The following is a 23,466-nucleotide window of genomic DNA, read 5'->3' as shown; positions in this document are numbered from 1 at the left end:
CCGCACGCTGTTAAGGTCAGCCACCTCAGACCCGAAAGGTGACCCGATGCGGGACCATCCCGAGCTCTCCGTCGTCGTACCGATGTACGACGAGGAGGAGGTGCTGCCGATCTTCTTCGAGCGGATGCACCCGCTGCTCGACGGTCTGGGGATCACCTACGAGCTGCTCGTCGTCGACGACGGCAGCCGGGACAAGACCGCGACGCTGCTGCTCGCGGCCGCCGAGGACTGGCCGCAGCTCCGGGTGGTCCGGCTGCTCCGCAACAGCGGTCACCAAGCCGCGCAGTCGGCCGGCTTCCGTCGAGCCCGCGGTCAGTACGTCGTCACGATCGACGCGGACCTCCAGGACCCGCCGGAGGTCATCGCGGAGTTCCTCCAAGCGGTGAACGAGCAGGACGTCGACGTTGTGTACGGCGTCCGCTCCGACCGCTCGAGCGACTCGTGGGCGAAGCGGACCAGCGCCCGGCTGTACTACCGGCTGATGTGCCGGTTGGTCGGCAAGGACATCCCATTCGACGCCGCCGACTTCCGGTTGGTGACGCGGCGGGTGGTCGATGCGGTGAACGCGCTGCCGGACGACGGGCGGGTCTTCCGCCTGGTGATCCCGTGGCTCGGCTTCCCGAGCGCCGAGGTGCGGTATGTCCGGGCCGAGCGGGCCGCCGGCACGACGAAGTACAACTTCTCGAAGATGCTGCGGCTCGCGTTCGACAGCGTGACCGCGTTCTCGGCGGCGCCGCTGCGGCTGGCGACGTGGCTGGGGCTGCTCGGTGGCGCGATGTCCGGGTTGTTCGTCGTCGGCGCGCTGGTGATCAAGCTGACCGGCCGGAGCATTCCGGGCTGGACGTCGACCGTGCTCGCGGTCAGCGTGATCGGCGCGATCCAGTTGCTGTGTCTGGGGCTGCTCGGCGAGTACGTCGCGCGCCTGTTCCAGTCGAGTCAGCGCAGACCGCAGTTCCTCGTCGGGTACGACAGCCTCGGCGACCACGGCCATCAGGAGCCCCTGCACCACAAGGCCCCGTCTGACAGATGAAGAGGTCGCTTCCGTGGCTGCTGCCGATCGTGGTGGCAGCCGTCGGGTTCGTTTCGCTGGGGGATGTCGGACCGGGTCCGCTGATCAAGTACGCCGCGTACTTCGCGTTGGCGATCGCGCTTCCCGGCACGCTCCTGCTCCGCGCGGCCTGGCGCAGTACCGGTAACTGGGCCGAGGATCTCGGACTCGGCTCGGTCGTCGGTGCAACCTGGCAGCTGATCGGCTGGGCGATCTTCACCGCGGTCGGCTGGCAACGCTGGTTGATCGTCTGGCCGGCCATCGTCCTGGTCGGCTTCGCGATCTTCGGCCGCAGGCATTGGCGGATCGCCGATCCCAAACCGCTACCGGCCGCCTGGACCTGGGGTCTCGCTGTCTCGGCCGCGGTGATGATGGGTGCGGCCACGTTCGGCGTGATGGCTTATCACCCGATGCCGCCGAACGGCGAGGCGTACTACCCGGACTTTCTCTACCACCTGTCGATGGTGAACGAGCTGACCCGGACGGTGCCGCCCGAGATCCCGCAGGTGGTGGGGGAGCGACTGGAGTACCACTGGTTCGCCAACGCCGACATGGCCGCCGCGGTCGACACCACCCGACTGACTCCGATGGTCGTGCTGTTCCGGCTCTGGGTCCTGCCCTGGCTGGTCGTCTCACTGCTCGTCTGCGCGACGCTGGCCCGCATCGTCAGTCGCACGTGGTGGACCGGCGTACTCGCGGCTCTCGCACTGGCGGCTCCGCAACTGTTCCTGCTCGTCGACACGAGCGTGAACCTCGCACCACCAGTCAGCCTGCTCAGTCCGTCGCAGACGTTCGGCATGGTCGCCGCTGTCGCGGTAGCGGTCTTCCTGATCGAGCTGCTGTTCAAGGGCGGCACTAGATGGTTATGGCTGCTCATAGTGCCGGTCGCAATCGTCGGCGGTGGTTCGAAGCCCACCGTGCTCCCTCTTCTCGTCGCCGCACTTGGCCTGGCCGCCTTGTACCTCCTGATCACCACGCGACGTCTGCCGTGGCGCCTGGTCGGCACGACGGTCGCACTGCTGCTGGTAGGTGCACTGACCTTCCTGACCGTTGCCGGAAGTACCAGTGGATCGCGGCTGCAGTTCCTCGCCGTGCTGAAGTCGCTGCCCGTCTACACAGCGGCCACCGGCGACACCACACAACCAGGCGACGGCGGTCTGATCCTCCCAGCGCTCGCGCACGGACATGTGATCGGCACGCTCAGCCTGCTGCTCGGTCTCCTGCTGACTCTGCAGGCGATGTCCTGGGCCGGGTTCGGCGTCGTCGGTCGCAAGGACCCGGTCGCGTGGTTCCTGCTCGGCGCGATGATCGCGGGCTGGGCCGGCTACCTGCTGATCGACCATCCGTCGGTCAGCGAGTCGTACTTCGTCTACACCGCCGCACCGTTCAGCCTGGCCGGCGCCGGATGGTTCGCCGCGTCCAGTGCACGCGCGGCTCGTCGGCCGGTGCCGATAGCGATCGCCGCCTTCGCACTCTCGATCGTGTACGCCGGCATGCTCGTCTGGGCGCGTGGTGTGCCGGCCGCGTCGACCGGTCGGCAGCTGTGGTCGAGCACGCGGATGTTGCTGGTGGTCCTCGGCATCACGCTCGTACTGCTCGCGGCCTGGCGATTGTTCTTCCGGCAGGCCGGCGGCGGCATGTTCGTCGTACTCGTGCTGTTGTCGACGGCACCGATCAGTTCCTTCCTGCAGAGCGCCGTACGCGGAGACACCGAGAAGGCGCCGACCTACCGCGCCGCGCGCTGGTGGGTCTATCCGGATGAGGCCGAGGCAGCTCTGTGGCTCGGCGAGAACTCGGCGCCGGCCGACGTCGTCGCGACCAACACCTGGTGCCGTCCGGCCGGTACGACGGCACCGGGCTGCGACGCGCGCGGGTACCTGGTCAGCGGGATCGCCGGCCGGCGCACCCTGATCGAAGGCTGGGCGTATACGAACCAGGCGATGGCCAAGCAGGGCAACGGCGGCCGCCGCTACACCGAGCAGCCGTCGCCCTGGCCGGACCGCGTCGCCCTCACCAACCAAGCCCTCACCGCACCGACTCGCGAAGTACTCCGACAGCTGCGAAACGAGTTCGGCGTCCGCTGGCTGTACGCCGACACGCGCAACGGCCCGGTGTCGCCCGCTCTCGACCGGCTCGCCGTCCGCCGACACAGCATCGGCAAGGTTCTGATGTACGAACTCGGAGAGTGAACTTCCCGTAACATTGTGTCGGCGCAGACCGTTACGTCTACGCAGGTCCGCCCGCCCGCGGCCGATGCACTTCGGCACCCTGATTGCTCGGGAGGGCGGGACACATGCGGGCTACCCGACCGGGGGCCATTCTTCTTGCCACCGGCCTGTTGAGCCTGGGCACTGTCACTGGCACTGTCACCGCAACTGCGTACGAGGTGCCGGCCACGCCGTTCACGTCGGCTGCCACCGCGGTGATGCCCGGTTCGGGGTTGCGCCAGACGATCACGGCGAGCGGGAAGACCGAGCTCGGCGATCCGACTACCGCGGGCTTCCGCGGCATCGGCCCGACCACCTATCAGCCCGCGATCGGCAAGAACGTCCCGGCGCAGGACGTCGTCGTGAACACCGGCGACTGCGCGTCCACCGGCGGCTGCGGCGATCGCGGCACGGTGACGATCGCGTTCTCCCAGCCCGTCCGCAACCCGGTCCTGCACTTCGGCGGCATCGGAGGCTCCGCCACGCGGACCGACAGCGGCAAGCCGATCGCCCAGTCCGAGCTGCACGCGGTCCTGAAGCTGACGACCGCCGGCCTGAGCCTGACGAAACTTGGACAAGGCAACAACCTCGCCGTCACCAGCGACACGATCAGCGCCGCCAACCACGACGCCGGTCCGAACTGCGTCAACACCAAGTCGCCATCGGGTCTCGATACCTCCGCGACCGCCGCGTGCGGATCGGTCCGGGTGAACGGCATCGTCGACAAGCTCACCTTCGCCGTCACCGCGCAGTTCACGAAGCACCCGAAGCTCCCGCCTATGAACAATGCGTCCTCCGGTGACGCGTTCTCGATCGTTGCGTCGACGCCCGAGGACTTCGGAGACGCACCGGCGTCGTACGGCGCCGCCTGGTCGGTGCTCAGCGACGTACAGCTCGGCAAGGACGTCACTGAGGACAACGCCGACGTTGCGAACGGCACGACCGGACCGGCAACACCTGATCAGGCCGATGACGGCGTCGTCTTCAAGCCGCTTCGTACCAACCAGACGACGTACTCCGCCGACGTGCAGCTCGCCGGTACGTCGAAGGCCGGTCGCGCCTGCGCGTGGATCGACCTGAACGTCAACGGGACCTTCGAGCCGGGTGAGCGAGCCTGTGCCCAATTCGCCGCGAAGCAGACGACCGTCACGCTGAGGTGGTCGGAGATCGCGCCCAAAGCGGGCGCATCGTACGCGCGTGTGCGGGTCGGCTACAACGACGTACGGATCGAGAAGCCGACCGGCGCAGCGGACGCCGGTGAGGTTGAGGACTATCCGTTCGCGATCACACCGCCGCCTCCGCCGGTGCTGACCGACGACAGCGCGACGACCGCGTTCAACACGGCGGTCATCGTTCCGGTGCTCGCCAACGACAAGCCGGGCGATCCGTCGGCGCCGCTCGCACCTGCGACCCTCTGTCTGGTTGACGGCGGCAAGTGTGTCGAGATGGTGAACGTGGTCGGCCAGGCGAAGTACGTCGCCAAGTCGGACGGGACGATCCGCGTCGAGCCCGTCCCTGGATTCGTGGGTCCGGCCAAGCCGGTCGCGTACCGCGTTGCCGACAGCAACGGCATCAGCGCCACCGCTGAGCTCACCGTGACGGTGTCGCTCCCGGATCGACCGATAGCGATGCCCGACTCCGCGACCACCCCGCAGAACGTGAGTGTGTCGGTCAAACCATTGGCCAACGATCACGCCGCGGCGGGTGTCCAGCTCGAGCCTGACTCCGTCGTACTGCGTGATCCGGCGGACGCGACCTTCAAGAAGAAGGTGGTGATCGCCGGCGAGGGCGAGTACGTGGTGAAGCCCGACGGCGGCGTGGACTTCGTCCCGCAACCGCAGTTCATCGGCGTCGGTACGTCGATTGGCTACCGCGTCACCGACAGCACCCAGCAGACGGCCGAGTCGACGCTCACGGTGACGGTCACGCCGGTCACGCCGACGGCCAACGGGGACTCGATCTCGACCGCGTTCGACACCGATGTCGTCGTACCCGTGCTCGACAACGACCTGCCTGGTTCGCCCGACGCGCCTCTCGTCCCGAGCACGCTGCGACTCGTCGACCCGGTCAGCAGGCAGCTCGTCGACAAGGTGACGATCGCGCAGCAGGGCACCTATCTGGTCGCAGCCGGCGAGGTGACGTTCCAGCCGACGCACGGGTTCAAAGGCGTCGGTACGCCGTTGACCTACCAGGTGCTCGACATGAACGGGACGCCGGCGCGCGCCGTACTCACCGTTTCCGTCGACGCGCCTGGGCCGCCGGTGGCGAACCCGGACACGATCACCACGTTGCAGGGTCGCTCGGTCGTGATCGCGGTCCTCGACAACGACAAGCCCGGTCCGACCGGTGCTGCGCTGAAGCCGGAGAGCGTGCGGCTGCTGGCGCTGTCCGACGGGGATCCGTTGACGAGTCTGGTGATCACCGGCCAGGGCAAGTACACGGTCAAGCCGGACGGTCAGGTGCTGTTCGAGCCGTTGCCGACCTTCAACGGCACGGCGACCGCGATTCCCTACCAGGTTGCCGATAGCAACGACGCGCTGGGGAAGTCGACGCTGACCGTGCGGGTCACGAAGGTGCAGCCCGATGCGTCCGACGACACCGCGAATACGGCGTACGACACGGACGTGACGGTGCCGGTGCTGTCGAACGACGACCCCGGCGACCCGTCCGTGCCGCTGGTGCCGGGCAGCGTCCGGCTCATCGATCCGACGTCGAAGGAGCCGAAGGCAACGGTGGTGATCGCCGGCCAGGCGACGTACACGACCACGCCGGAGGGCAAGGTCGTAGTCGATCCAATGCCGAAGTTCACCGGCGCCGCAACGCCGGTCACCTACCGCGTCTCGGACGTGAACGGTACGACGACCTCGGCGGCGTTGACCGTTACGGTCGCCAAGCCGCCCGCGCCGGTCGCCGCGCCCGATACCGCGACCGGCAAGCAGAACCTCCCGCTGCAGGTGAAGCCGTTGGGTAACGACACTGCGGGGCCTGGGTCCGGGCTCGATCCGCTCAGCCTCACGCTCGTGGATCCAGTAGATGGCTCGCTGAAGAAGCTGGTCAAGGTCCCGGGACAGGCCGACTACCAGGTCAATCCCGACGGCACGGTCGCCGTCGACCCCACGCCAGGCTTCACCGGTACGGCGACCAAGGTGACGTACCGGATCTCGGACTGGTTCGGTCAGACCGCGCGGTCGACGATCACGGTCACGATCACCCCGATCACGCCGGTCGCGGCCGACGACACCGCGCGAACGCCGTACGGGAAGACCGTCACGGTCAAGGTGTTGGCGAACGACAAGCCGGGCGACCCGTCGGCGCCGCTGGTGCCTGGCAGTCTGCTCCTGGTCAACCCTGCTGACGGGTTGCCCAAGGCATCGGTGAGGATTCCGAACGAGGGTGAGTACACGGCGGCCGGGGGAGTGGTCCGGTTCGATCCGGCGGCGACCTTCCGCGGTCCTGGTACGCCGCTGACGTACCAGGTTGCCGACAGCAACGGCACCAAGGCGACGGCTCGGTTGACGGTCACGGTCGGCAAGCCGCCCCTCGCCGTCGCCGACACCGCGTCGACTCTGCAGAACGTGACCGTGACGGTGAACGTGCTCTCCAACGACGTCCCGGGCACGGACGCGACGCTCGACCGCGGTTCGGTCGGTCTGCTCGGCGCGACCGGGTACGCCAAGAAGCTGACGGTTGACAAGCAGGGGACGTACGCCGTGCAGCCGAGCGGCACGATCGAGTTCGATCCGCTGCCGGCGTTCCAGGGCAAGGCCGCCGCGATCCGCTACCGGGTCGCGGACTCGGACGGCAACTACGCCGCCACCACGTTGAGCCTGACCGTGACGCCGATCCGGCCTGTCGCGGTCGGGGACTCGGCGATCACGCCGTACGGGCATGTGGTCGCGGTCAACGTACTGGCGAACGACAAGCCGGGCGACCAGTCGGCGCCGCTGGTCCCGTCGAGTCTCATGCTGAAGGATGCAGCCGGGCACTACGGCAAGAACCTGACGCGGGCCGGCGAGGGGAGCTACCGCGCCGGCGACGACGGGTCGGTCACGTTCACGCCGGCGAAGGGTTTCCAGGGCGTGACGACGCCGACGACGTACCGGATTGCCGATGGCAACGGGACGACCGCGGAAGGTCTGCTGGTGTTGACCGTCGGCAAGGGGCCGTCGGCGGTGGCGGACGCTTCAGAGACCAAGCAGAACGTGACAGTCACCGTCGATCCGCTCGCGAACGACGAGCCGGGGACGGGTGCGCAGCTCGATCGGACCAGCTTGCAGGTGTACGGCGGTTTGTGGAGCGGCAAGGCTGTGATCCCGGGGCAGGGTGTGTTCACGGTCGTCTCCGGGAAGCTCGTGTTCGACCCTGAGCCGGCGTACCGCGGTGTCGTCTCGGTCGCGTATCGGGTCAGCGACACCACCGGGAACACGGCGAGCGCGTTGGTCACGGTGACGGTCGCGGGGGTTACGCCGGTGATCGCGGACGACGCGGCGACGACGCCGTACGGGACACCGGTGACGGTCGACGTGCTTGCCAACGACAAGCCGGGTGATGCGAGTGCGCCGTTGGGCGCCGTACACCTTGTCGATCCGGCGACCGGGGATCCGGTGGCCGCGTTGGTTGTGCCGGGGGAGGGGACGTTCACCGTGCAGCCGAGCGGGGCGATCCAGTTCGCGCCGGTGGACGGGTTCGCCGGCGTGGCGGTTCCTGTCGGGTATCAGGTTGCCGACCGCAACGGGACGGTGGGTACCGGCACGTTGACGGTTACGGTGCAGGATCGGCCGGTCGCAATGCCGGATAGGGCGCGGACCAAACAGCACGTCGCCGTGACGATCGACCCGCTCGCGAACGACAAACCGGGCCCGGGCGCGACCCTCGACCCCGACTCGCTGCTCCTGGTCGGAGCTGATGGCGCCTTGGTCGATCAGGTGACCGTCGACGGACAGGGTACGTACGTCGTTGCCAGCGGCAAGGTCACGTTCCGTCCGGTGGCGACGTTCACAGGCACCGCGCGACCGACGGCGTACGACGTGAAGGACACGAACCAGAACTCGGCCCGCGCAACCATCACCGTCTCGGTCGCGCCGGTGCGTCCGGTCGTCGTTGACGACAACGCCCACACAGCCTTCGGTACGGCGGTTGTGGTGCCGGTCCTCGACAACGACAAGCCCGGCGACCCGTCCGCACCGCTCCGACCGGCGTCCGTCGTACTGCGCGACCCGGCCGACGGCAAAGAGAAGAAGTCCGTCACGGTGCCGCACGAAGGCTTGTATGAGGTTGGTGCAGACGGTGCCGTCACGTTCACCCCGGTCAAGGACTTCATCGGCACGACCCGATCGCTGGCCTACCGCGTCACCGATGCGAACGGCACGTCCGACACCGCGTTGCTCGACGTGACAGTCGCCGGACCGTTGCTCGCCAAGGCTGTGCCCGACACCGCGACCGGTACGCCGGGAAACCCGGTCGCCGTCAATCCGCTCCTCAACGACAGCGGCGCGATCGAACCGAGCTCAGTCTGCCTCCGCACGAGCACTGGCACCTGCGCGAAGCACGTCACCGACGGCGCCGGCACGTGGTCGGTCGCCGGCGACGGAACGGTTACCCTCAAACCGGCCGCAGCCTTCACCGGCACCGCGAAGGCGACCTACCAGATCGGCGATGCCGCCGCTCCGGTCAAGGTCACCGTCGGCGCCCAGCCCACTGAAGACGTCCGCACAACCAGCCGCGACGAACTCCCACCGACCGGCGGCCCACCGGCAATCGTCCTCACCCTCGGCGCGCTCCTCGCAGCCCTGGGCGGGACCCTCCTCGCCCTTGCCCGCGCTCGCCGTTAGAGGTCCTGCACCAGCATGATCTCGTCGCGGTAGTCGTCGGGCGCGATGCGGATCGCGCGTGGGTGCGTGCCGACGACGTGGTAGCCGAGGGGACCGTAGAACTTCTCCAGGCCGAGCCCGTCGCGGATCGTCAGTTGGAGCTGCTCGAGGCCGAGGTCGACCGCCGACCCGCGCAAACCCTCCATCAGCACGCGGCCGGCGCCGTTGCCTTGGTGGTCCGGGTGGACCATCACCCGCAACACGGTGCGCCAGTGTGCGTTCAGCGTGCTGCCCGAGCTGACGAGAAGGCCCATCCCGGCGTACCGCTCACCCGTGTGCAGCACACCGAGCAGGTCCAGCCCGGCCGCGACCCGGCCGAGTGCGCCGTCCAGGTTCTCGGCGATCCGCTCGACCGGCGCGGGCGGCGTGTAGCCGACCGCGCCGCCGGCGTTCGTCGCCGCGACCCAGGTGTCCAGCAGGTCTGCCCGCAAGCCCGGATCGAGCACCTCGTCCGAGTCGATCACCAGGTACTTCACCGCACCTCCATCTGCGACTGAGTTGCAGATAGTCTACGGCTCAGTGGATGTGCTCCAGCTTGTCCGGGTTCCGGATCAGGTACAGCTCGTTGATCAGCCCTTCCTCGGTCTTCAGGAACGCCACCGTGTCTGGCTCCTCGCCGTCGTACGCGATGTAGGCGATCTCGCCGTTCAGCGTGCCCATCCGGATCTCGAAGCCCGGGTTCTCCGCGATCACCGCGAACAGCCAGCGTGCGATCTTGTCCGCACCGTGGATCGGCCGGAGTGCCGCCTTCTTCTTGCCGCCGCCGTCGCTGATCAGGACGGCGTCCGGCGCGAGCAACGCAACCACCTGGTCGAAGTCGCCCGAGCCGGCCGCCTGCATGAACCGCATCGTCACCTCGTCATGGCGTGCCTTGTCGACGTGGTGCCGCGGCTGCCGCGCCTGGACGTGCTCGCGGGCGCGGTGGGCGAGCTGCCGTACGGCGGGCTCCGATCGACCGAGCGTGTCCGCGATCTCGTCGTACGGCAGATCGAAGACCTCACGCAGTACGAACGTGGCCCGCTCGAGCGGGGACAGGGTCTCGAGTACGACGAGCATCGCCATGCTGACCGAGTCCGCCAGTTCTACCGCGGCCTCGGGGTCGTCGTCCGTCGCGAGGGGTTCCGGCAGCCAGGGGCCGACGTACTGCTCGCGCCGGGCCTTCTGTTCGCGCAGCCGGTTCAGGGCCAAACGGGTGGTGATGCGGATCAGGTAGGCGCGGGTGTCGCGCACCTCGTCGTGGTCGACGCCGGTCCAACGCAGCCACGCCTCCTGGACGACGTCCTCGGCGTCGCTCACGCTGCCGACGACCCGGTACGCCGCGCCGACCAGCACGGACCGATGCTCGGCGAACTCGCTCGCCAGTTGCTCCTCGGTCATTTGACCGGCCTCAGTTCGCAGGTCTCCTTGAAGCCCTGGCTGGTCAGCCCGAGGGCGGCGTTCGTGCGGGAGCGGTAGTTCTCCAGCGAGATGATCGAGGTGAGCTCGACCAGTTGCTCGTCGGTGAGGTCCGCACGCAACCGCTCGACCTGCTCATCGGTGACCTCCGGCGGGGTCGCCGTCATCGCCTCGGCGTAGTCCATCACCGCGCGCTCCAGATCCGAGTAGACGTCGCTGTCCCGCCACCCTGGCACATCGCGCAGCTTCGCCTGGTCGACACCCTGGTGATGGAATTCCCAGTAGCCGAAGTCCATGCACCAACTGCACCCGATCCGCGCCGACGTCACCATCACCGCGAGCGCCTTCAGCCCCGGGTCCAACTTGTTCCACCGAGCCGCAGAGCCCTCCAGCAGCAGCATCGACACCAGCACCCGCCGATTGTGCAACGCCGCCTGCCCCGGCTCCAGCACCGTCCCGTACTTCCGCCGACTACCCCACTCGGCCAGCCGCACAACCCATCCCCGCCGATGCTCCAACCCGATCCGAGCCATCTCACCCTCCAAAGTCCGCCGTCCCACCCCTGGACACCCCCCACTCCACCCCCCGTGACATGACACACGTCACAACCCACGGTTGGCCGGCGCCCCGGGCACCTCGGCGTCCTGCTGCGGACCCGCGGAGGTCGCGGCCGACCTGCCCACCCGACCCGCGCCCGGAGGCGGGCTCCATGTCTTCCCCCGCCCCGAGCGGAGCGAGGGGCGGGTTTCTTTCATTCACGAGGGCGTGGGAGCGGTTGGATATTCATCCGGTTCGTGGCATACTCATTCATATGAGTGTGAAGGTGGCGGTGGCCGGGGCCAGTGGGTACGCCGGGGGTGAGCTGCTCCGATTGCTGAGCAGTCACCCGGAGGTGGAGATCGGCGCCCTGACCGCCGGCGGGAACGCCGGTACGGCGCTCGGAGTGCACCACCCGCACCTCGTGCCGCTGGCCGGGCGCATCCTGGTCGAGACCACGGCGGAGAATCTCGCCGGTCACGACGTGGTGTTCCTGGCCCTGCCGCACGGACAGTCCGCCGGAATCGCCGAGCAGCTCGGCGAGGACGTCACCGTGATCGACTGCGGCGCGGACTTCCGGCTGACCGAGGCCGAGGTGTGGGTCGAGTTCTACGGCGGCGAGCATGCCGGCTCGTGGCCGTACGGGCTCCCGGAGCTCCCCGGACAGCGGGACAAGCTCCGCGGGTCGAACCGGGTCGCCGTACCGGGTTGTTACCCCACCGTCTCCACCCTCGCCCTGCTCCCCGCCGTACAGCACGGCCTCGTCGACCCCACCCAGCTGGTGGTCGTCGCCGTCAGCGGTACGTCGGGCGCGGGCAAGGCACCGAAGACGCATCTGCTCGGCGCCGAGGTGATGGGCTCCGCGTCGGCGTACGGCGTCGGCGGCGTGCACCGTCATACGCCGGAGATCGAGCAGAACCTCTCGCCGTACGCCGAGCAGCCGGTGAGCGTCTCGTTCACGCCGGTGCTCGTACCGATGGCCCGCGGCATCCTCGCCACCTGCAGCGCACCGATTGCCGACGGCACCGATCTGGCCGCGCTCCGGCAGGCCTATGAAGATGCCTACCGCAACGAGCCGTTCATCCACCTGCTGCCCGAGGGACAGTGGCCGCAGACGCAGGCCACCCTCGGCGCGAACACCGTGCAGTTGCAAGTAACCCTCGACCAGCGCACCGGCCGCGCCGTCATCGTGGCCGCGATGGACAACCTCACCAAGGGCACCGCCGGCGGAGCCGTGCAGTGCATGAACCTGGCCCTCGGCCTCGACGAGCCGTTGGCCCTGCCCCTCGTAGGAGTCGCACCGTGACCGTCGATATCACCCCGGACGCTGCGCCTGATCTTGGAGTCGATCGGAGCGCCGGTGTCACCGCGCCGGCCGGCTTCCGCGCGGCCGGGGTGATCGCCGGGATCAAACCAGCCGGTACGCCGGACCTCACCGTCGTCGTCAACGACGGCCCGTACGACGTCGCCGCCGGAGTCTTCACCACGAACAAGGTGAAGGCCGCGCCGGTGCTCTGGTCCCAGCAGGTCCTGACCGCCGGGAAGCTCAAGGCCGTCGTACTGAACTCCGGCGGCGCGAACGCGTGCACCGGCCCGGAAGGTTTCCAGGACACGCACAAGACTGCCGAGAAGCTGGCTTCCGTTCTGGGTGTCGGGGCCGCCGAGATAGGCGTCTGTTCGACCGGCCTGATCGGCGAACGCCTCCCGATGGATGCGCTCCTCCCCGGCATTGACCAGGCAGTTGCCGCGCTGGCCGATGACGGCGCCGCCGGGCTCGCCGCGGCGACCGCGGTGATGACGACCGACAACGTGCCGAAGCAGGCCGCGCTGAAGCACCCGGACGGCTGGAGCATCGGTGGGTTCGCGAAGGGCGCCGGGATGTGCGCGCCGAACATGGCGACGATGCTGAGCGTGATCACCACCGACGCCGTGCTCGACCACCCGCATCTCGATCACGCGCTGCGCAACGCGGTCGCCAAGACGTTCAACCGGCTCGACGTCGACGGGGGAACGTCGACCAACGACACGGTGCTCCTGCTCAGCTCGGGCGCATCCGGTGTGAACGTCACGCGCGAGGCCTTCGAGGCGGCGTTGACCGTGCTGGCTGCTGACCTGGTGAAGCAGTTGCAGGCCGATGCCGAGGGCGTCACCAAGCACGTCAGCATCACCGTCCAGGGCGCCGCGACCGAGGCCGAGGCGCTCGCCGCCGCCAAGATCGTTGCTGAGGACAACCTCTGCAAGACCGCGTTCTTCGCGTCCGACCCGAACTGGGGCCGGATCGCGATGGCGGTCGGCAACACACCCACGGCCTTCGATCCGTCGTTGCTCGACATCACGCTGAACGGCGCCGCCATTTGTGTTGCCGGTGGCAAGGGTGTCGATCGCTCCGAGGCGGACCTCAGCGGCCTGGAGATCGACGTACTGATCGATCTGCACGCCGGCCCCGCGTCGGCGACCGTGCTGACCACCGACCTGTCCCACGCCTACGTCGAAGAGAACTCGGCCTACTCCTCGTGAACAGTCATGCAGATGCGGTCGAGAAGGCCGCCGTACTGACCGAAGCCCTGCCGTGGCTCAAGGAGTTCCACGGCAAGACCGTCGTTGTGAAGTACGGCGGGAACGCCATGGTCGACGACAAGCTCAAGCAGGCGTTCGCATCCGACATCGTCTTCCTCCGGTACGCCGGGGTGCGGGTCGTCGTCGTCCACGGCGGCGGACCGCAGATCAGCGACATGCTCGGCCGGCTCGGTATCGACAGCGAGTTCCGCGGCGGGCTGCGGGTCACCACACCGGAGGCGATGGACGTCGTCGGCATGGTCCTCGTCGGCAAGGTCGGCCGCGAGCTGGTCGGTCTGCTGAACGCGCACGGCCCGTTCGCGGTCGGCATGTCCGGCGAGGACGCGGGCCTGTTCACCGCGGAGCGTCGTACGGCGTTGGTGGACGGCGAACACGTCGACATCGGGCTGGTCGGCGACGTGGTCGAAGTACGTCCGGAGGCGGTGGTCGACCTGATCGACGCCGGCCGGATCCCGGTGGTGTCGACGATCGCGCCGGACGAGGACGGCCAGGCGCACAACGTCAACGCCGACACCGCGGCCGCCGCGCTCGCGGTCGCGCTCGGCGCCGAGAAGCTCGTCGTACTGACCGATGTCGCCGGGCTCTACCGCAACTGGCCGGACAGCGACGAGATCATCACGCAGATCGACGCGGCCGAACTGGCCGAGTTGCTGCCGTCGCTGGCGTCGGGCATGGTGCCGAAGATGGAAGCCTGCCTGCGCGCGGTCCAGTCGGGCGTCTCCCGTGCGACCGTGATCGACGGTCGCGTCCCGCACTCGCTGCTCCTCGAGATCTTCACCGACGCCGGAAGTGGAACCCAGGTGATCCCGTCATGACCGAACTCGTCACGATCGACGGCTCGCAGGCCGCGCTCACTGATCGGTACTCGAGTGCCCTGATGAACACCTTCGGGGCGCCGAAGCGCGTGCTGGTGCGCGGCGAGGGCGCGTACCTGTGGGATGCCGACGGCAACAAGTACCTCGACCTGCTCGGCGGCCTCGCGGTGAACTGTCTCGGTCACGCGCATCCGTTCGTGGTGTCCGCGGTGACGTCGCAGCTCGCCACCCTCGGCCACGTCTCGAACTTCTTCGCCTCCGCGCCGCAGATCGCGCTGGCCGAGAAACTACTCGGTCTCTTCGATGCCCCGGGCAAGGTGTTCTTCACCAACTCGGGCACCGAGGCGAACGAGGCCGCGTTCAAGATGACCCGGCGGACCGGCCGGACCAAGATCGTCTCGACCGTCGGCGCGTTCCACGGGCGGTCCATGGGCGCGCTCGCGGTCACGTGGAAACCGGCGTACCGCGAAGCGTTCGCGCCCCTGCCCGGCGACGTGGAGTTCGTCCCGTACGGCGATGCGGAGGCGTTGGCCGCAGCGGTCGACGACGAAACGGCTGCTGTTGTCCTCGAGCCGATCCAGGGCGAGAACGGCGTCGTCGTACCGCCAGCCGGATACCTACGGGCGGCGCGGAGCATCACGTCCGAGCACGGCGCACTGTTGTGGCTTGACGAGATTCAGACCGGGATCGGGCGGACCGGGACGTGGTTCGCTTTCGAGCCCGAGGGCATCACGCCGGACATCGTGACGGTGGCGAAGGGCCTCGGCGCCGGAATTCCGATCGGCGCCTGCATCGGTCTCGGCGCGGCCGCGGACCTGCTGCAGCCCGGCAACCACGGGACGACGTTCGGCGGCAACCCGGTCGCGTCGATCGCGGGCCTCGCGGTGCTGACCGTGATCGAGCGGGACGGCCTGCTTGCGCAGGTGAATGCCGTTGGCAACCACCTCGCGTCGTCGATCATCGCCCTCGACCACCCGATGATCGCGGGCGTCCGCGGGCGCGGGATGCTGCTGGCGATCGAGTTGACCGAGCCGGTGTCGGACCAGGTGGCGGCGCTGGCGCTGGAGGCCGGTTTCGTGATCAACAATCCGATCCCGAACGCGTTGCGGCTGGCGCCGCCGTACATCCTGAGCAAGGCTGATGCGGACAGTTTCGTCGCGGCCCTTCCCGGGCTGCTCGACAAGGTGGAGGTCTGATGGCTGCGAGGGGCGAGCGGACCGAGTCCACCGTTCGGCACTTCCTGCGGGACGACGATCTGTCGCCGGTCGAGCAGGACGAAGTACTCACGCTGGCCGCGCAGCTCGCGGGGGACCGGCACGGGCACAAGCCGTTGAGCGGCCCGAAGACGGTCGCGGTGATCTTCGACAAGACGTCGACGCGGACCCGGATCTCGTTCGCGGTCGGGATCTCCGAGCTTGGCGGCGTACCGCTGATCATCGACGCGCAGACATCGCAGATGGGCCGCGGCGAACCGATCGCGGACACCGCACGCGTGCTCGACCGGCAGGTCGCGGCGATCGTCTGGCGGACGTTCGGCCAGAGCCGCGTCGAGGAGATGGCCGCGGCATCGCGGGTGCCGGTGATCAACGCGCTGACCGACGAGTTCCACCCGTGCCAGATCCTGGCCGACCTGCAGACCGTGCGGCAGCACAAAGGCTCGACCGCTGGGTTGAAGCTGGTCTACCTCGGGGACGGCGCCAACAACATGGCCCACTCCTACCTGCTGGGCGGCGCGACAGCGGGCATGCACGTCGTCGTGGGATCGCCGGCGGAGTACCAGCCGGACCCCGCGATCCTGGTGCGCGCCGGCGAGATCGCCGCGTCGACCGGGGGATCGGTGGCGTGGACGGCGGACGCGGTCGCGGCGGCCGACGGCGCGGATGTGCTTGCCACCGACACCTGGGTGTCGATGGGGCAGGAGGCCGAGGCGGCTTCGCGCGAGGCGCCGTTCGTGCCGTACGCCGTGACGGAGCAGCTGCTGTCCAAGGCGAAGCCGGATGCGATCGTGCTGCACTGCCTGCCCGCGTACCGTGGCAAGGAGATCGACGCGGCTGTCATCGACGGCCCGCAGTCGGTCGTCTGGGACGAGGCCGAGAACCGGCTGCACGCGCAGAAGGCGCTGCTGTCGTGGCTGCTTGCGAGGAGTTTCGGGGCATGAGCATCGCCGTACCGACAACCAAGACCGCGCGTCAGCAACGGATCGTCGATCTGCTCGGTCGGCAGCCGGTGCGGTCGCAGACCGAGCTGGCCGATCTGCTCGCTGCGTCCGGACTGGTCGTCGGGCAGGCGACGCTGTCGCGCGACCTGGTCGAGATCGGTGCGGTGAAGGTTCGCGACTCGACCGGCCAGCTCGTGTACGCCGTACCGGGTGAAGGCGGTGACCGTACGCCGCGAGCCGGCGAGGCGGCCGCTTTCGAGGCGCGTCTGGCCAGGGTGGCGTCCGAGCTGCTGGTGTCGGCGGAGGGCAGTGCGAACCTGGTGATCCTGCGAACCCCGCCGGGTGCGGCCCAGTACTTCGCGTCGGCGATCGACCACGTGGGACTGGACGACGTACTCGGCACCATCGCCGGCGACGACACCGTCATGGTCGTGTCCCGCAACCCGGTCGGCGGCGAGGCGCTCGCCGCCCGCTTCCTGTCTCTTGCCGCCCGCGAACCGAAGTAAGGAATTGCCTTGAGTACAGCTGGACTATGGGGTGGCCGGTTCGCCGGCGGACCGGCAGACGCGCTGGCGGCGTTGAGCAAGTCGACGCAGTTCGACTGGCGGCTGGCGCCGTACGACATCGCCGGGTCGAAGGCGCACGCCAAGGTGCTGCACCGCGCGGGCCTGCTGACCGACGAGGATCTGGCCGCGATGCTGGCCGGTCTGGACGGGCTGCTTGAGGATGTTCTGTCCGGGAAGTTCCTGCCGGCGGAAGCTGACGAAGACGTGCACACCGCGCTGGAGCACGGTCTGCTGGATCGGCTCGGTGCTGAGCTCGGTGGTCGGCTGCGGGCCGGGCGCTCGCGGAACGATCAGGTCGCGACGCTGTTCAAGAGCTACCTGCGTGAGCACGGACGGATCATCGGCCGGCTCGTGCTGGAGCAGGTGAACGCGCTCGCTGATCAGGCTGCTCAACACCTGGGCGTTGCCATGCCCGGACGGACGCATCTGCAGCACGCGCAGCCGGTGTTGCTGTCCCACCATCTGCTCGCGCATGCCTGGCCGCTGATCCGGGACCTGGATCGGCTGGCCGACTGGGACGCGCGGGTCGCTGCGGATTCGCCGTACGGCTCGGGAGCTCTGGCCGGAAGCTCGCTGGGGCTGGATCCGGTCTTCGTCGCTCACGAGCTGGGCTTCACGAACTCGTCGGCGAACTCGATCGACGGGACCTCGTCGCGGGACTTCGTCGCGGAGTTCGCGTTCATCACCGCGCAGATCGGCGTCGACCTGTCCCGGCAGGCCGAGGAGGTGATCATCTGGGCGACGAAGGAGTTCGGCTTCGTCGAGCTGGACGACGCGTTCTCGACCGGGTCGAGCATCATGCCGCAGAAGAAGAACCCGGACATCGCCGAGCTGGCGCGCGGCAAGGCGGGCCGTCTGATCGGGAACCTCAGTGGTCTGCTGGCGACGCTGAAGGCGCAGCCGCTCGCGTACAACCGGGACCTGCAGGAGGACAAGGAGCCGGTCTTCGACTCGATCGACACGCTCGAGGTCCTGCTGCCTGCGTTCACCGGGATGATCCGGACGCTGCGCTTCAACACCGCCCGCCTCGAAGAGCTCGCACCGCAGGGCTTCTCCCTGGCAACCGACATCGCCGAGTGGCTGGTCCGCCAGAAGGTCCCGTTCCGCGTCGCCCACGAGCTCGCCGGCGCCTGCGTCCAGGCCTGCGAAAAACGCGGCATCGAACTCTGGGACCTGTCCGACGACGACCTGGCCGCCATCTCCCCGCACCTCACCCCCGAGGTCCGCTCCGTCCTAACCGTCCAAGGCTCCCTCAACTCCCGCAACACCCGAGGCGGCACAGCCCAACCCCAGGTAGAAGCCCAACTAACCGAACTCCGCACCCGCGCCGCCCAACACACCACCCGCCTGACCTAACCCCACCCCCCGCCCGACCGATCCCACCCCCCGCCCGACCCCACCCGCGCCCCGCCCCATCCCACGGCGCACCACCCATCCGCTGGCGTACGTCTGAGGGGTCAACCCCTGACCTGGTCGGTTGACCCCTGAGAATCTCGGTGCCTAACCGACCAGCTCAGGGGTCAACCCCTCGGATGGTCTTGAGTCATTTAGGGTGCTGGGCATGCCTGTGCGCCGTTCCGTTCTTGATGGTCCTGTGCTGGAAGTGGCGCCGAAGTTGCTCGGCATGCTGGTGAGCAGCACCACCGACGAGGGCACCGTCGTAGCCCGCCTCACCGAGGTCGAGGCGTACGACGGGCCCAACGACCCGGGGTCACACGCCTACCGCGGCGAAACCCCGCGCAACGCGATCATGTTCGGCCCACCTGGCTTCCTGTACGTCTACTTCACCTACGGCATGCACTTCTGCATGAACGTCGTCGTCGGCCCACCCGGCAAACCCTCGGCCGTCCTCCTTCGCGCCGGCGAGATCGTCGAAGGCGTCGAACTCGCCCGCGCCCGCCGCGGCCAACCAGCCGTCGAGAAGGTCGCGTTCAACCAAGCAGCCGTCAGGCAAGGCCCGGTCGCCAAGCGCCCGAAGGCAGACCCGGACCGGGACCTCGCCCGCGGCCCGGCCCGCCTGTGTGTTGCCCTCGGCATCAGAGGCGAAGGCAACGGCACCGACCTGCTCGCCAAGGACTCACCGATCCAACTGTTGCCAGGCCCCGGCTTCGACGGCGAACCGTCCACCGGCCCGCGCGTGGGCCTCCGCGAGGCAGCTGACCGCGCCTGGCGCTTCTGGATCCCGGGCGACCCGACGGTGTCGCCGTACCGCCCACACGTCCCGAAGCGCCGGGCCTAACGCCTCGCCAGCTCCAGCACGTAGTCCAGCTGCGGAAGCCCATGCTCCACCTCGGGGTCCGGGAACAGCCCGATGTGATGCACCCCAGCCGCCTCCAGCGCGTCAACATGCGCAGCGGCATCGTCGAGGGTCCCGATCGCACCGATCTGCGTCCACCAGTCCGTCGGCATGCCCACCAGCCCGTCGACACCGGCGTCGTCGTACAACTTCTTCATGTCGTCGAAGAACGGCAACGCAGTCACGCCCGGGTGGCTATCGGCGATCCGCCAGCCCAGCCACGGCGCGGTCCACTCGTACGCCGACTTGCGATCCTCCCGCACACACATCGCCGCGAACACCGCGACCACGAACCCGTCAGGCGATCCGGCGTACTCCACCGACTGACGCACGTACGCCGGAGTCGCAGGCTCCGCGAGCACGACGCCGCCCGCGACCCGCCCCGCCAGCGCCATCGACTTCGGGCCCATTACCCCGAGCAGGATCGGCGGCGGGGTGACCGGCGGCGCATCGAGCTTCACGTCCTTCAGGTAGACCGCCTTGCCCTCGAAGCTGACCTCTTCGCCGGCGAGCAGCCGGGTGACTGTCGTGGTGACTTCCTCGAGAGTTGTCAGCGGCGACTTCGGCCGGACGCCCATCTGCTCCATCCACGACTGCACGCCATGGCCGATGCCCGGCAGGAACCTCCCCGGCCCGAGCGCCTCGAGCGTGGCGAACTCCATCGCCGTCACCGCCGCCGTACGGGCGACCGCGGGCGCGATGCCGAGACCGACGGTCAGCCGCTCGGTCGACGTCAGCGCGGCCGACACCAGCGACGGACCGGCGGTGAAGAAGCAGTCTTCGATGATCCATAGCTCGTCGGCCCCGCCGCGGTCGAGACGCCGAGCCACGTCGGTGACCAGAGCAGCTGGGTAGGTACGCGGGAAGCACATTCCGAGACCGGTCATGGAGTGACAGTAGGAGAGCGCACCGACAGTTCGTGAAGTGCGGGTCAAAGCTCCCCGCCGCGCGCGAGTGAGGACGACGAGGGGACCATGCGCCGGGTAGGTTTCTGGTATGGCCCGTCCGCACTATGCGTCCCGTCTCGAGGACTGGTTCAACGTCGGGGTGCAGGCCGTGTTGCGGCGTCGTGGCTGGCAGGAGCGGATCATCCCGCAGGTCGGCTACGGCAACACGGAGTTCGTCCGCGTGCTCGCGCGGGTCGTGCTCGGCCGGGACCCACGCAACCAGCCGCGGTACGACGAGGACCAGGTGGTGCGCGGCTGGCGGGTCTTCGTCACCGCGCCGGCGACCAAGGTGCTGGTCTCGGTCACGATCAACGGCCGGACGTACGACGCTGTCACCGACCGCGGCGGGTTCATCGACCTGACCGTTCCGGAGGTGCTGCCGGCGGGCTGGCACGAGATCATGCTCGGCGTCCACGGCGAACGCCAGGCCCGGGCGCGGATCTTCGTACCGGATCCCGACGCGACGTTCGGACTGGTCAGCGACATCGACGACACGGTCATCCTGACGATGCTGCCGCGGCCGATGATCGCCGCGTGGAACACCTTCGTCCGCGACGAGCAGGCGCGCCGCGTCGTACCAGGGATGGCAGGGCTGTACGACGAGCTGCTGGCGGACCACCCCGGTGCGCCGATGTTCTACCTGTCCACGGGAGCGTGGAACACCGCGCCGACGCTGACCCGCTTCCTCGCGCGGCACGGGTATCCGCCGGGGCCGTTGCTGATGACGGACTGGGGGCCGACGAACACCGGCTGGTTCCGCAGCGGCCAGGAGCACAAGCGGACCGCACTGCGCCGGCTGGCTCGTGAGTTCCCCAAGGTGCGCTGGGTGCTGATCGGTGACGACGGCCAGCACGACCCACAGCTGTACGGCGACTTCGCGCAGTCGCACCCGGATCATGTCCTGGCCATCGGCATCCGCCAGCTGACTCCGGCGGAGCAGGTGCTGTCACACGGTCTGCCCGTGCCGAACCAGGACCCGGGCGCCCACGACCCGCAGCGCCCGACCGCGGTCACGGTGCAGGGGCCCGACGGACATGCGCTCCGTCCGCAGCTGCGTGACGTGCTGGCACGTCCGGAACCCACCTGAGCGTCGGTCCGCCCGAGTACAGGACACTAGTAGGTGACCGACGTACGCGAGGAGAGACCAAGTGACCGAACGCCGCACCCAGGTACTGGATGACCTGGAGAGCCGTGGCCTGATTGCCCACTCCACTGACCCGGACGCCCTTCGGGCCTCGATGGCAGCGGGACCGATCACCTCCTATGTCGGCTTCGACCCCACCGCGCCCAGTCTGCACATGGGGAACCTGCTACAGCTGCTGACGCTGCGGAGACTCCAGCTGGCCGGCCACAACCCGATCGGGCTCGTCGGCGGCGCCACCGGGTTGATCGGTGATCCGAAGGAGACGTCGGAGCGGGTGCTGAACCCGAAGGACGTCGTCCAGGAGTGGGTCGAGAAGGTCCGCGCCCAGGTGGAGAAGTTCGTCGACTTCGACGAGTCGCTGCCGAACCCGGCCCGGATCGTCAACAACTACGACTGGACCAAGGACCTCAACACGCTCGACTTCCTGCGGGACATCGGGAAGCACTTCCCGGTGAACCGGATGCTCGGCCGCGAGGTGGTGAAGGCGCGGCTGGAGCAGGGGATCAGCTACACGGAGTTCAGCTACGTGCTGCTGCAGTCGCTGGACTACCTCGAGCTCTACCGCCGGTACAACTGCACACTCCAGACCGGCGGCAGTGACCAGTGGGGCAACCTGACTGCCGGGGTGGAGCTCATCCGCCGCAGCGAGGGCGGGAAGGCGCATGCGCTGGCCACCCCACTGGTGACCAAGGCCGATGGGACCAAGTTCGGCAAGACGGAGTCGGGCACAGTGTGGCTCGACCGCGAGCTGACATCGCCGTACGCCTTCTACCAGTTCTGGTTCAACACCGACGACCGGGACGTCATGCAGCTGGTGCGGTTCTACACCTTCCGTACTCCGGAAGAGATCGCCGCACTGGAGCAGGCGACTGCAGAACGTCCGCAGGCCCGTGAAGCCCAACGTGTCCTCGCGGAGGACGTGACCACGCTGGTGCACGGCGCCGAGGAGACGCGACGCGTGCAGGAGGCCTCGAAGGCGCTGTTCGGCCAGGGGGAGTTGGCGTCGCTCGACGGCTCGACGCTGGTCGCGGCACTACGAGAAGCACCCCATGTAGAGCTGGGCGCCGGCGAGCCGATGCCAACGTACGGCGACCTCCTGGTGAAGTCCGGCCTGGTCGCCAGCAAGTCGGCTGCACGGCGGACCGTGGCCGAGGGCGGCGGGTACCTCAACAACGAGAAGGTGAAGGACGCGGAGTACGTGCCTGGCACGGACGACCTGCTGCCGGGCGGCGTGCTGGTGCTGCGGCGCGGGAAGCGTTCATTTGCAGGGGTTCTGGCGTCGCCGGCCCAAGGCTGAGAGCTCGAGTGTGGGGTGGCCTCCACTCCCACATCCGGGTTGTCGAAGGCAAATTACAGGCCTGTGATTCAGCACACCGGGAACCGATTTGACCGGCCACCTGCAGGCCACGTAATGTTCTTCTTGTTGGAGCGAGGCGCGGGACGCGAAAGCGGCCGGTCGCTCCGAACCCCCCAAGGCTAGCTGAGCCGAACCGGGTTGTCTGATCCGGGGCGGTAGCTTGGATGCGGGTGGAAGGTCAGAAAAATCGGGTCTTGACTCGGTGGATCTGGTCCGGTAAGGTAGCGCAGGTTGCCCCGGAAGCCTGGCCGAAAGGTCAAGCTGCGGTGTGCGCCCGATTCTTGAGAACTCAACAGCGTGCCGAAAGTCAATGCCGAAAGATGCATTAACCCCGTGCATGGGCTTCGGATGATTGTCTGCCAGGGGCCTTCTTGGAAGGTTTTTGGTGGGTGGTTGTTTGTTGTCTGTGTTCGGATTCCTTTGAAATTTATACGGATGACAAGCCAGTAATGGTTTTGTTTCTGATTCAAAGGATCACTCAATGTAGTCTGTTTTCCGCGATCTTCGGGTTGTGGTTGACATATAGATTTCAACGGAGAGTTTGATCCT

18 protein-coding genes are annotated in these 23,466 nt (G+C 68.3%); 13 read left to right on the top strand and 5 right to left on the bottom strand.

The window, feature by feature from the left end; all coding sequences use genetic code 11:
* Positions 1-46: 46 nt before the first annotated feature.
* From AB0J62_RS00090 to AB0J62_RS00080, 3 genes are all read left to right on the top strand, one after another.
* A complete protein-coding gene (locus AB0J62_RS00090; RefSeq protein ID WP_363862113.1) occupies positions 47-1,030 on the top strand; it encodes a glycosyltransferase family 2 protein in 984 nt (327 codons plus the stop codon).
* Entirely contained in the window at positions 1,027-3,237 is a 2,211-nt protein-coding gene (locus AB0J62_RS00085) for a hypothetical protein (RefSeq protein ID WP_363862110.1), read from the top strand. The genes AB0J62_RS00090 and AB0J62_RS00085 overlap by 4 nt, the downstream gene beginning before the upstream one ends.
* A 104-nt stretch (positions 3,238-3,341) precedes the next feature.
* A complete protein-coding gene (locus AB0J62_RS00080; RefSeq protein ID WP_363862107.1) occupies positions 3,342-9,086 on the top strand; it encodes an Ig-like domain-containing protein in 5,745 nt (1,914 codons plus the stop codon).
* On the opposite strand, the gene AB0J62_RS00075 is transcribed toward AB0J62_RS00080, so the two are convergent.
* The 3 genes from AB0J62_RS00075 to AB0J62_RS00065 are packed head-to-tail and all read right to left on the bottom strand — an operon-like array spanning position 9,083 to position 11,053.
* Positions 9,083-9,601: a GNAT family N-acetyltransferase gene (locus AB0J62_RS00075; RefSeq protein ID WP_363862104.1), complete on the bottom strand. Its 519-nt coding sequence runs from the start codon at positions 9,599-9,601 to the stop codon at positions 9,083-9,085. The genes AB0J62_RS00080 and AB0J62_RS00075 overlap by 4 nt on opposite strands.
* Before the next feature lie 40 nt (positions 9,602-9,641).
* Positions 9,642-10,502: an RNA polymerase sigma-70 factor gene (locus AB0J62_RS00070; RefSeq protein ID WP_363862101.1), complete on the bottom strand. Its 861-nt coding sequence runs from the start codon at positions 10,500-10,502 to the stop codon at positions 9,642-9,644.
* Complete coding sequence (locus tag AB0J62_RS00065) at positions 10,499-11,053, bottom strand: carboxymuconolactone decarboxylase family protein (protein ID WP_363862098.1); 555 nt, start codon at positions 11,051-11,053, stop codon at positions 10,499-10,501. Before AB0J62_RS00065 ends, AB0J62_RS00070 begins: the two co-directional genes overlap by 4 nt.
* Before the next feature lie 278 nt (positions 11,054-11,331).
* Between AB0J62_RS00065 and argC the strand changes: the two genes are divergently transcribed.
* From argC to AB0J62_RS00025, 8 genes are all read left to right on the top strand, one after another.
* Positions 11,332-12,363: an N-acetyl-gamma-glutamyl-phosphate reductase gene (argC, locus tag AB0J62_RS00060; protein ID WP_363862095.1), complete on the top strand. Its 1,032-nt coding sequence runs from the start codon at positions 11,332-11,334 to the stop codon at positions 12,361-12,363.
* Positions 12,360-13,574: a bifunctional glutamate N-acetyltransferase/amino-acid acetyltransferase ArgJ gene (argJ, locus tag AB0J62_RS00055; protein ID WP_363862092.1), complete on the top strand. Its 1,215-nt coding sequence runs from the start codon at positions 12,360-12,362 to the stop codon at positions 13,572-13,574. Before argC ends, argJ begins: the two co-directional genes overlap by 4 nt.
* Positions 13,571-14,449: an acetylglutamate kinase gene (gene argB / locus AB0J62_RS00050; protein WP_134109219.1), complete on the top strand. Its 879-nt coding sequence runs from the start codon at positions 13,571-13,573 to the stop codon at positions 14,447-14,449. The genes argJ and argB overlap by 4 nt, the downstream gene beginning before the upstream one ends.
* The gene (locus AB0J62_RS00045) at positions 14,446-15,645 is read left to right on the top strand and encodes an acetylornithine transaminase (RefSeq protein WP_363862089.1); all 1,200 of its coding nucleotides are present in this window, start codon (positions 14,446-14,448) and stop codon (positions 15,643-15,645) included. The genes argB and AB0J62_RS00045 overlap by 4 nt, the downstream gene beginning before the upstream one ends.
* Positions 15,645-16,607, top strand: coding sequence for an ornithine carbamoyltransferase (gene argF / locus AB0J62_RS00040; protein ID WP_363862086.1), 963 nt, complete (start codon positions 15,645-15,647; stop codon positions 16,605-16,607). The genes AB0J62_RS00045 and argF overlap by 1 nt, the downstream gene beginning before the upstream one ends.
* On the top strand, positions 16,604-17,113 hold the full coding sequence (locus tag AB0J62_RS00035) for an arginine repressor (protein ID WP_134109225.1): 510 nt from the start codon (positions 16,604-16,606) through the stop codon (positions 17,111-17,113). Before argF ends, AB0J62_RS00035 begins: the two co-directional genes overlap by 4 nt.
* Before the next feature lie 3 nt (positions 17,114-17,116).
* The gene (gene argH, locus AB0J62_RS00030) at positions 17,117-18,529 is read left to right on the top strand and encodes an argininosuccinate lyase (protein WP_363865119.1); all 1,413 of its coding nucleotides are present in this window, start codon (positions 17,117-17,119) and stop codon (positions 18,527-18,529) included.
* 205 nt (positions 18,530-18,734) lie between these two features.
* Positions 18,735-19,412 carry a DNA-3-methyladenine glycosylase gene (locus AB0J62_RS00025; protein WP_363862083.1) on the top strand — a complete coding sequence of 226 codons (678 nt, stop codon included), beginning with the start codon at positions 18,735-18,737 and terminating at the stop codon, positions 19,410-19,412.
* Here the strand turns inward: AB0J62_RS00025 and AB0J62_RS00020 are convergent.
* A complete protein-coding gene (locus AB0J62_RS00020) occupies positions 19,409-20,356 on the bottom strand; it encodes an LLM class flavin-dependent oxidoreductase (RefSeq protein WP_363862081.1) in 948 nt (315 codons plus the stop codon). The genes AB0J62_RS00025 and AB0J62_RS00020 overlap by 4 nt on opposite strands.
* A gap of 109 nt (positions 20,357-20,465) precedes the next feature.
* On the opposite strand from AB0J62_RS00020, the gene AB0J62_RS00015 reads away from it, so the two are divergent.
* Complete coding sequence (locus AB0J62_RS00015) at positions 20,466-21,503, top strand: phosphatase domain-containing protein (RefSeq protein ID WP_363862079.1); 1,038 nt, start codon at positions 20,466-20,468, stop codon at positions 21,501-21,503.
* A gap of 61 nt (positions 21,504-21,564) precedes the next feature.
* Positions 21,565-22,857, top strand: coding sequence for a tyrosine--tRNA ligase (gene tyrS, locus AB0J62_RS00010; protein ID WP_363862077.1), 1,293 nt, complete (start codon positions 21,565-21,567; stop codon positions 22,855-22,857).
* A gap of 179 nt (positions 22,858-23,036) precedes the next feature.
* On the opposite strand, the gene AB0J62_RS00005 is transcribed toward tyrS, so the two are convergent.
* On the bottom strand, positions 23,037-23,466 hold a 430-nt coding region (locus tag AB0J62_RS00005), incomplete at its 5' end, for a hypothetical protein (RefSeq protein ID WP_363862075.1).

Source organism: Kribbella sp. NPDC049584, from assembly GCF_040675555.1.
In the GTDB taxonomy this organism is placed as follows: domain Bacteria; phylum Actinomycetota; class Actinomycetes; order Propionibacteriales; family Kribbellaceae; genus Kribbella.
Note: the sequence above shows the minus strand (reverse complement) of the source record. Positions and strands in the feature narration are given on the sequence as shown.

Bases quoted from the DNA above. Each gene is read 5' to 3' on its own strand.
- AB0J62_RS00020 (WP_363862081.1), bottom strand. From the start codon at position 20,356: ATGACCGGTCTCGGAATGTGCTTCCCGCGTACCTACCCAGCTGCTCTG.
- AB0J62_RS00080 (WP_363862107.1), top strand. From the start codon at position 3,342: ATGCGGGCTACCCGACCGGGGGCCATTCTTCTTGCCACCGGCCTGTTG.
- AB0J62_RS00045 (WP_363862089.1), top strand. From the start codon at position 14,446: ATGACCGAACTCGTCACGATCGACGGCTCGCAGGCCGCGCTCACTGAT.
- AB0J62_RS00090 (WP_363862113.1), top strand. From the start codon at position 47: ATGCGGGACCATCCCGAGCTCTCCGTCGTCGTACCGATGTACGACGAG.
- AB0J62_RS00085 (WP_363862110.1), top strand. From the start codon at position 1,027: ATGAAGAGGTCGCTTCCGTGGCTGCTGCCGATCGTGGTGGCAGCCGTC.
- AB0J62_RS00065 (WP_363862098.1), bottom strand. From the start codon at position 11,053: ATGGCTCGGATCGGGTTGGAGCATCGGCGGGGATGGGTTGTGCGGCTG.
- AB0J62_RS00070 (WP_363862101.1), bottom strand. From the start codon at position 10,502: ATGACCGAGGAGCAACTGGCGAGCGAGTTCGCCGAGCATCGGTCCGTG.
- argF (WP_363862086.1), top strand. From the start codon at position 15,645: ATGGCTGCGAGGGGCGAGCGGACCGAGTCCACCGTTCGGCACTTCCTG.
- AB0J62_RS00015 (WP_363862079.1), top strand. From the start codon at position 20,466: ATGGCCCGTCCGCACTATGCGTCCCGTCTCGAGGACTGGTTCAACGTC.
- AB0J62_RS00025 (WP_363862083.1), top strand. From the start codon at position 18,735: ATGCCTGTGCGCCGTTCCGTTCTTGATGGTCCTGTGCTGGAAGTGGCG.
- argC (WP_363862095.1), top strand. From the start codon at position 11,332: ATGAGTGTGAAGGTGGCGGTGGCCGGGGCCAGTGGGTACGCCGGGGGT.
- AB0J62_RS00035 (WP_134109225.1), top strand. From the start codon at position 16,604: ATGAGCATCGCCGTACCGACAACCAAGACCGCGCGTCAGCAACGGATC.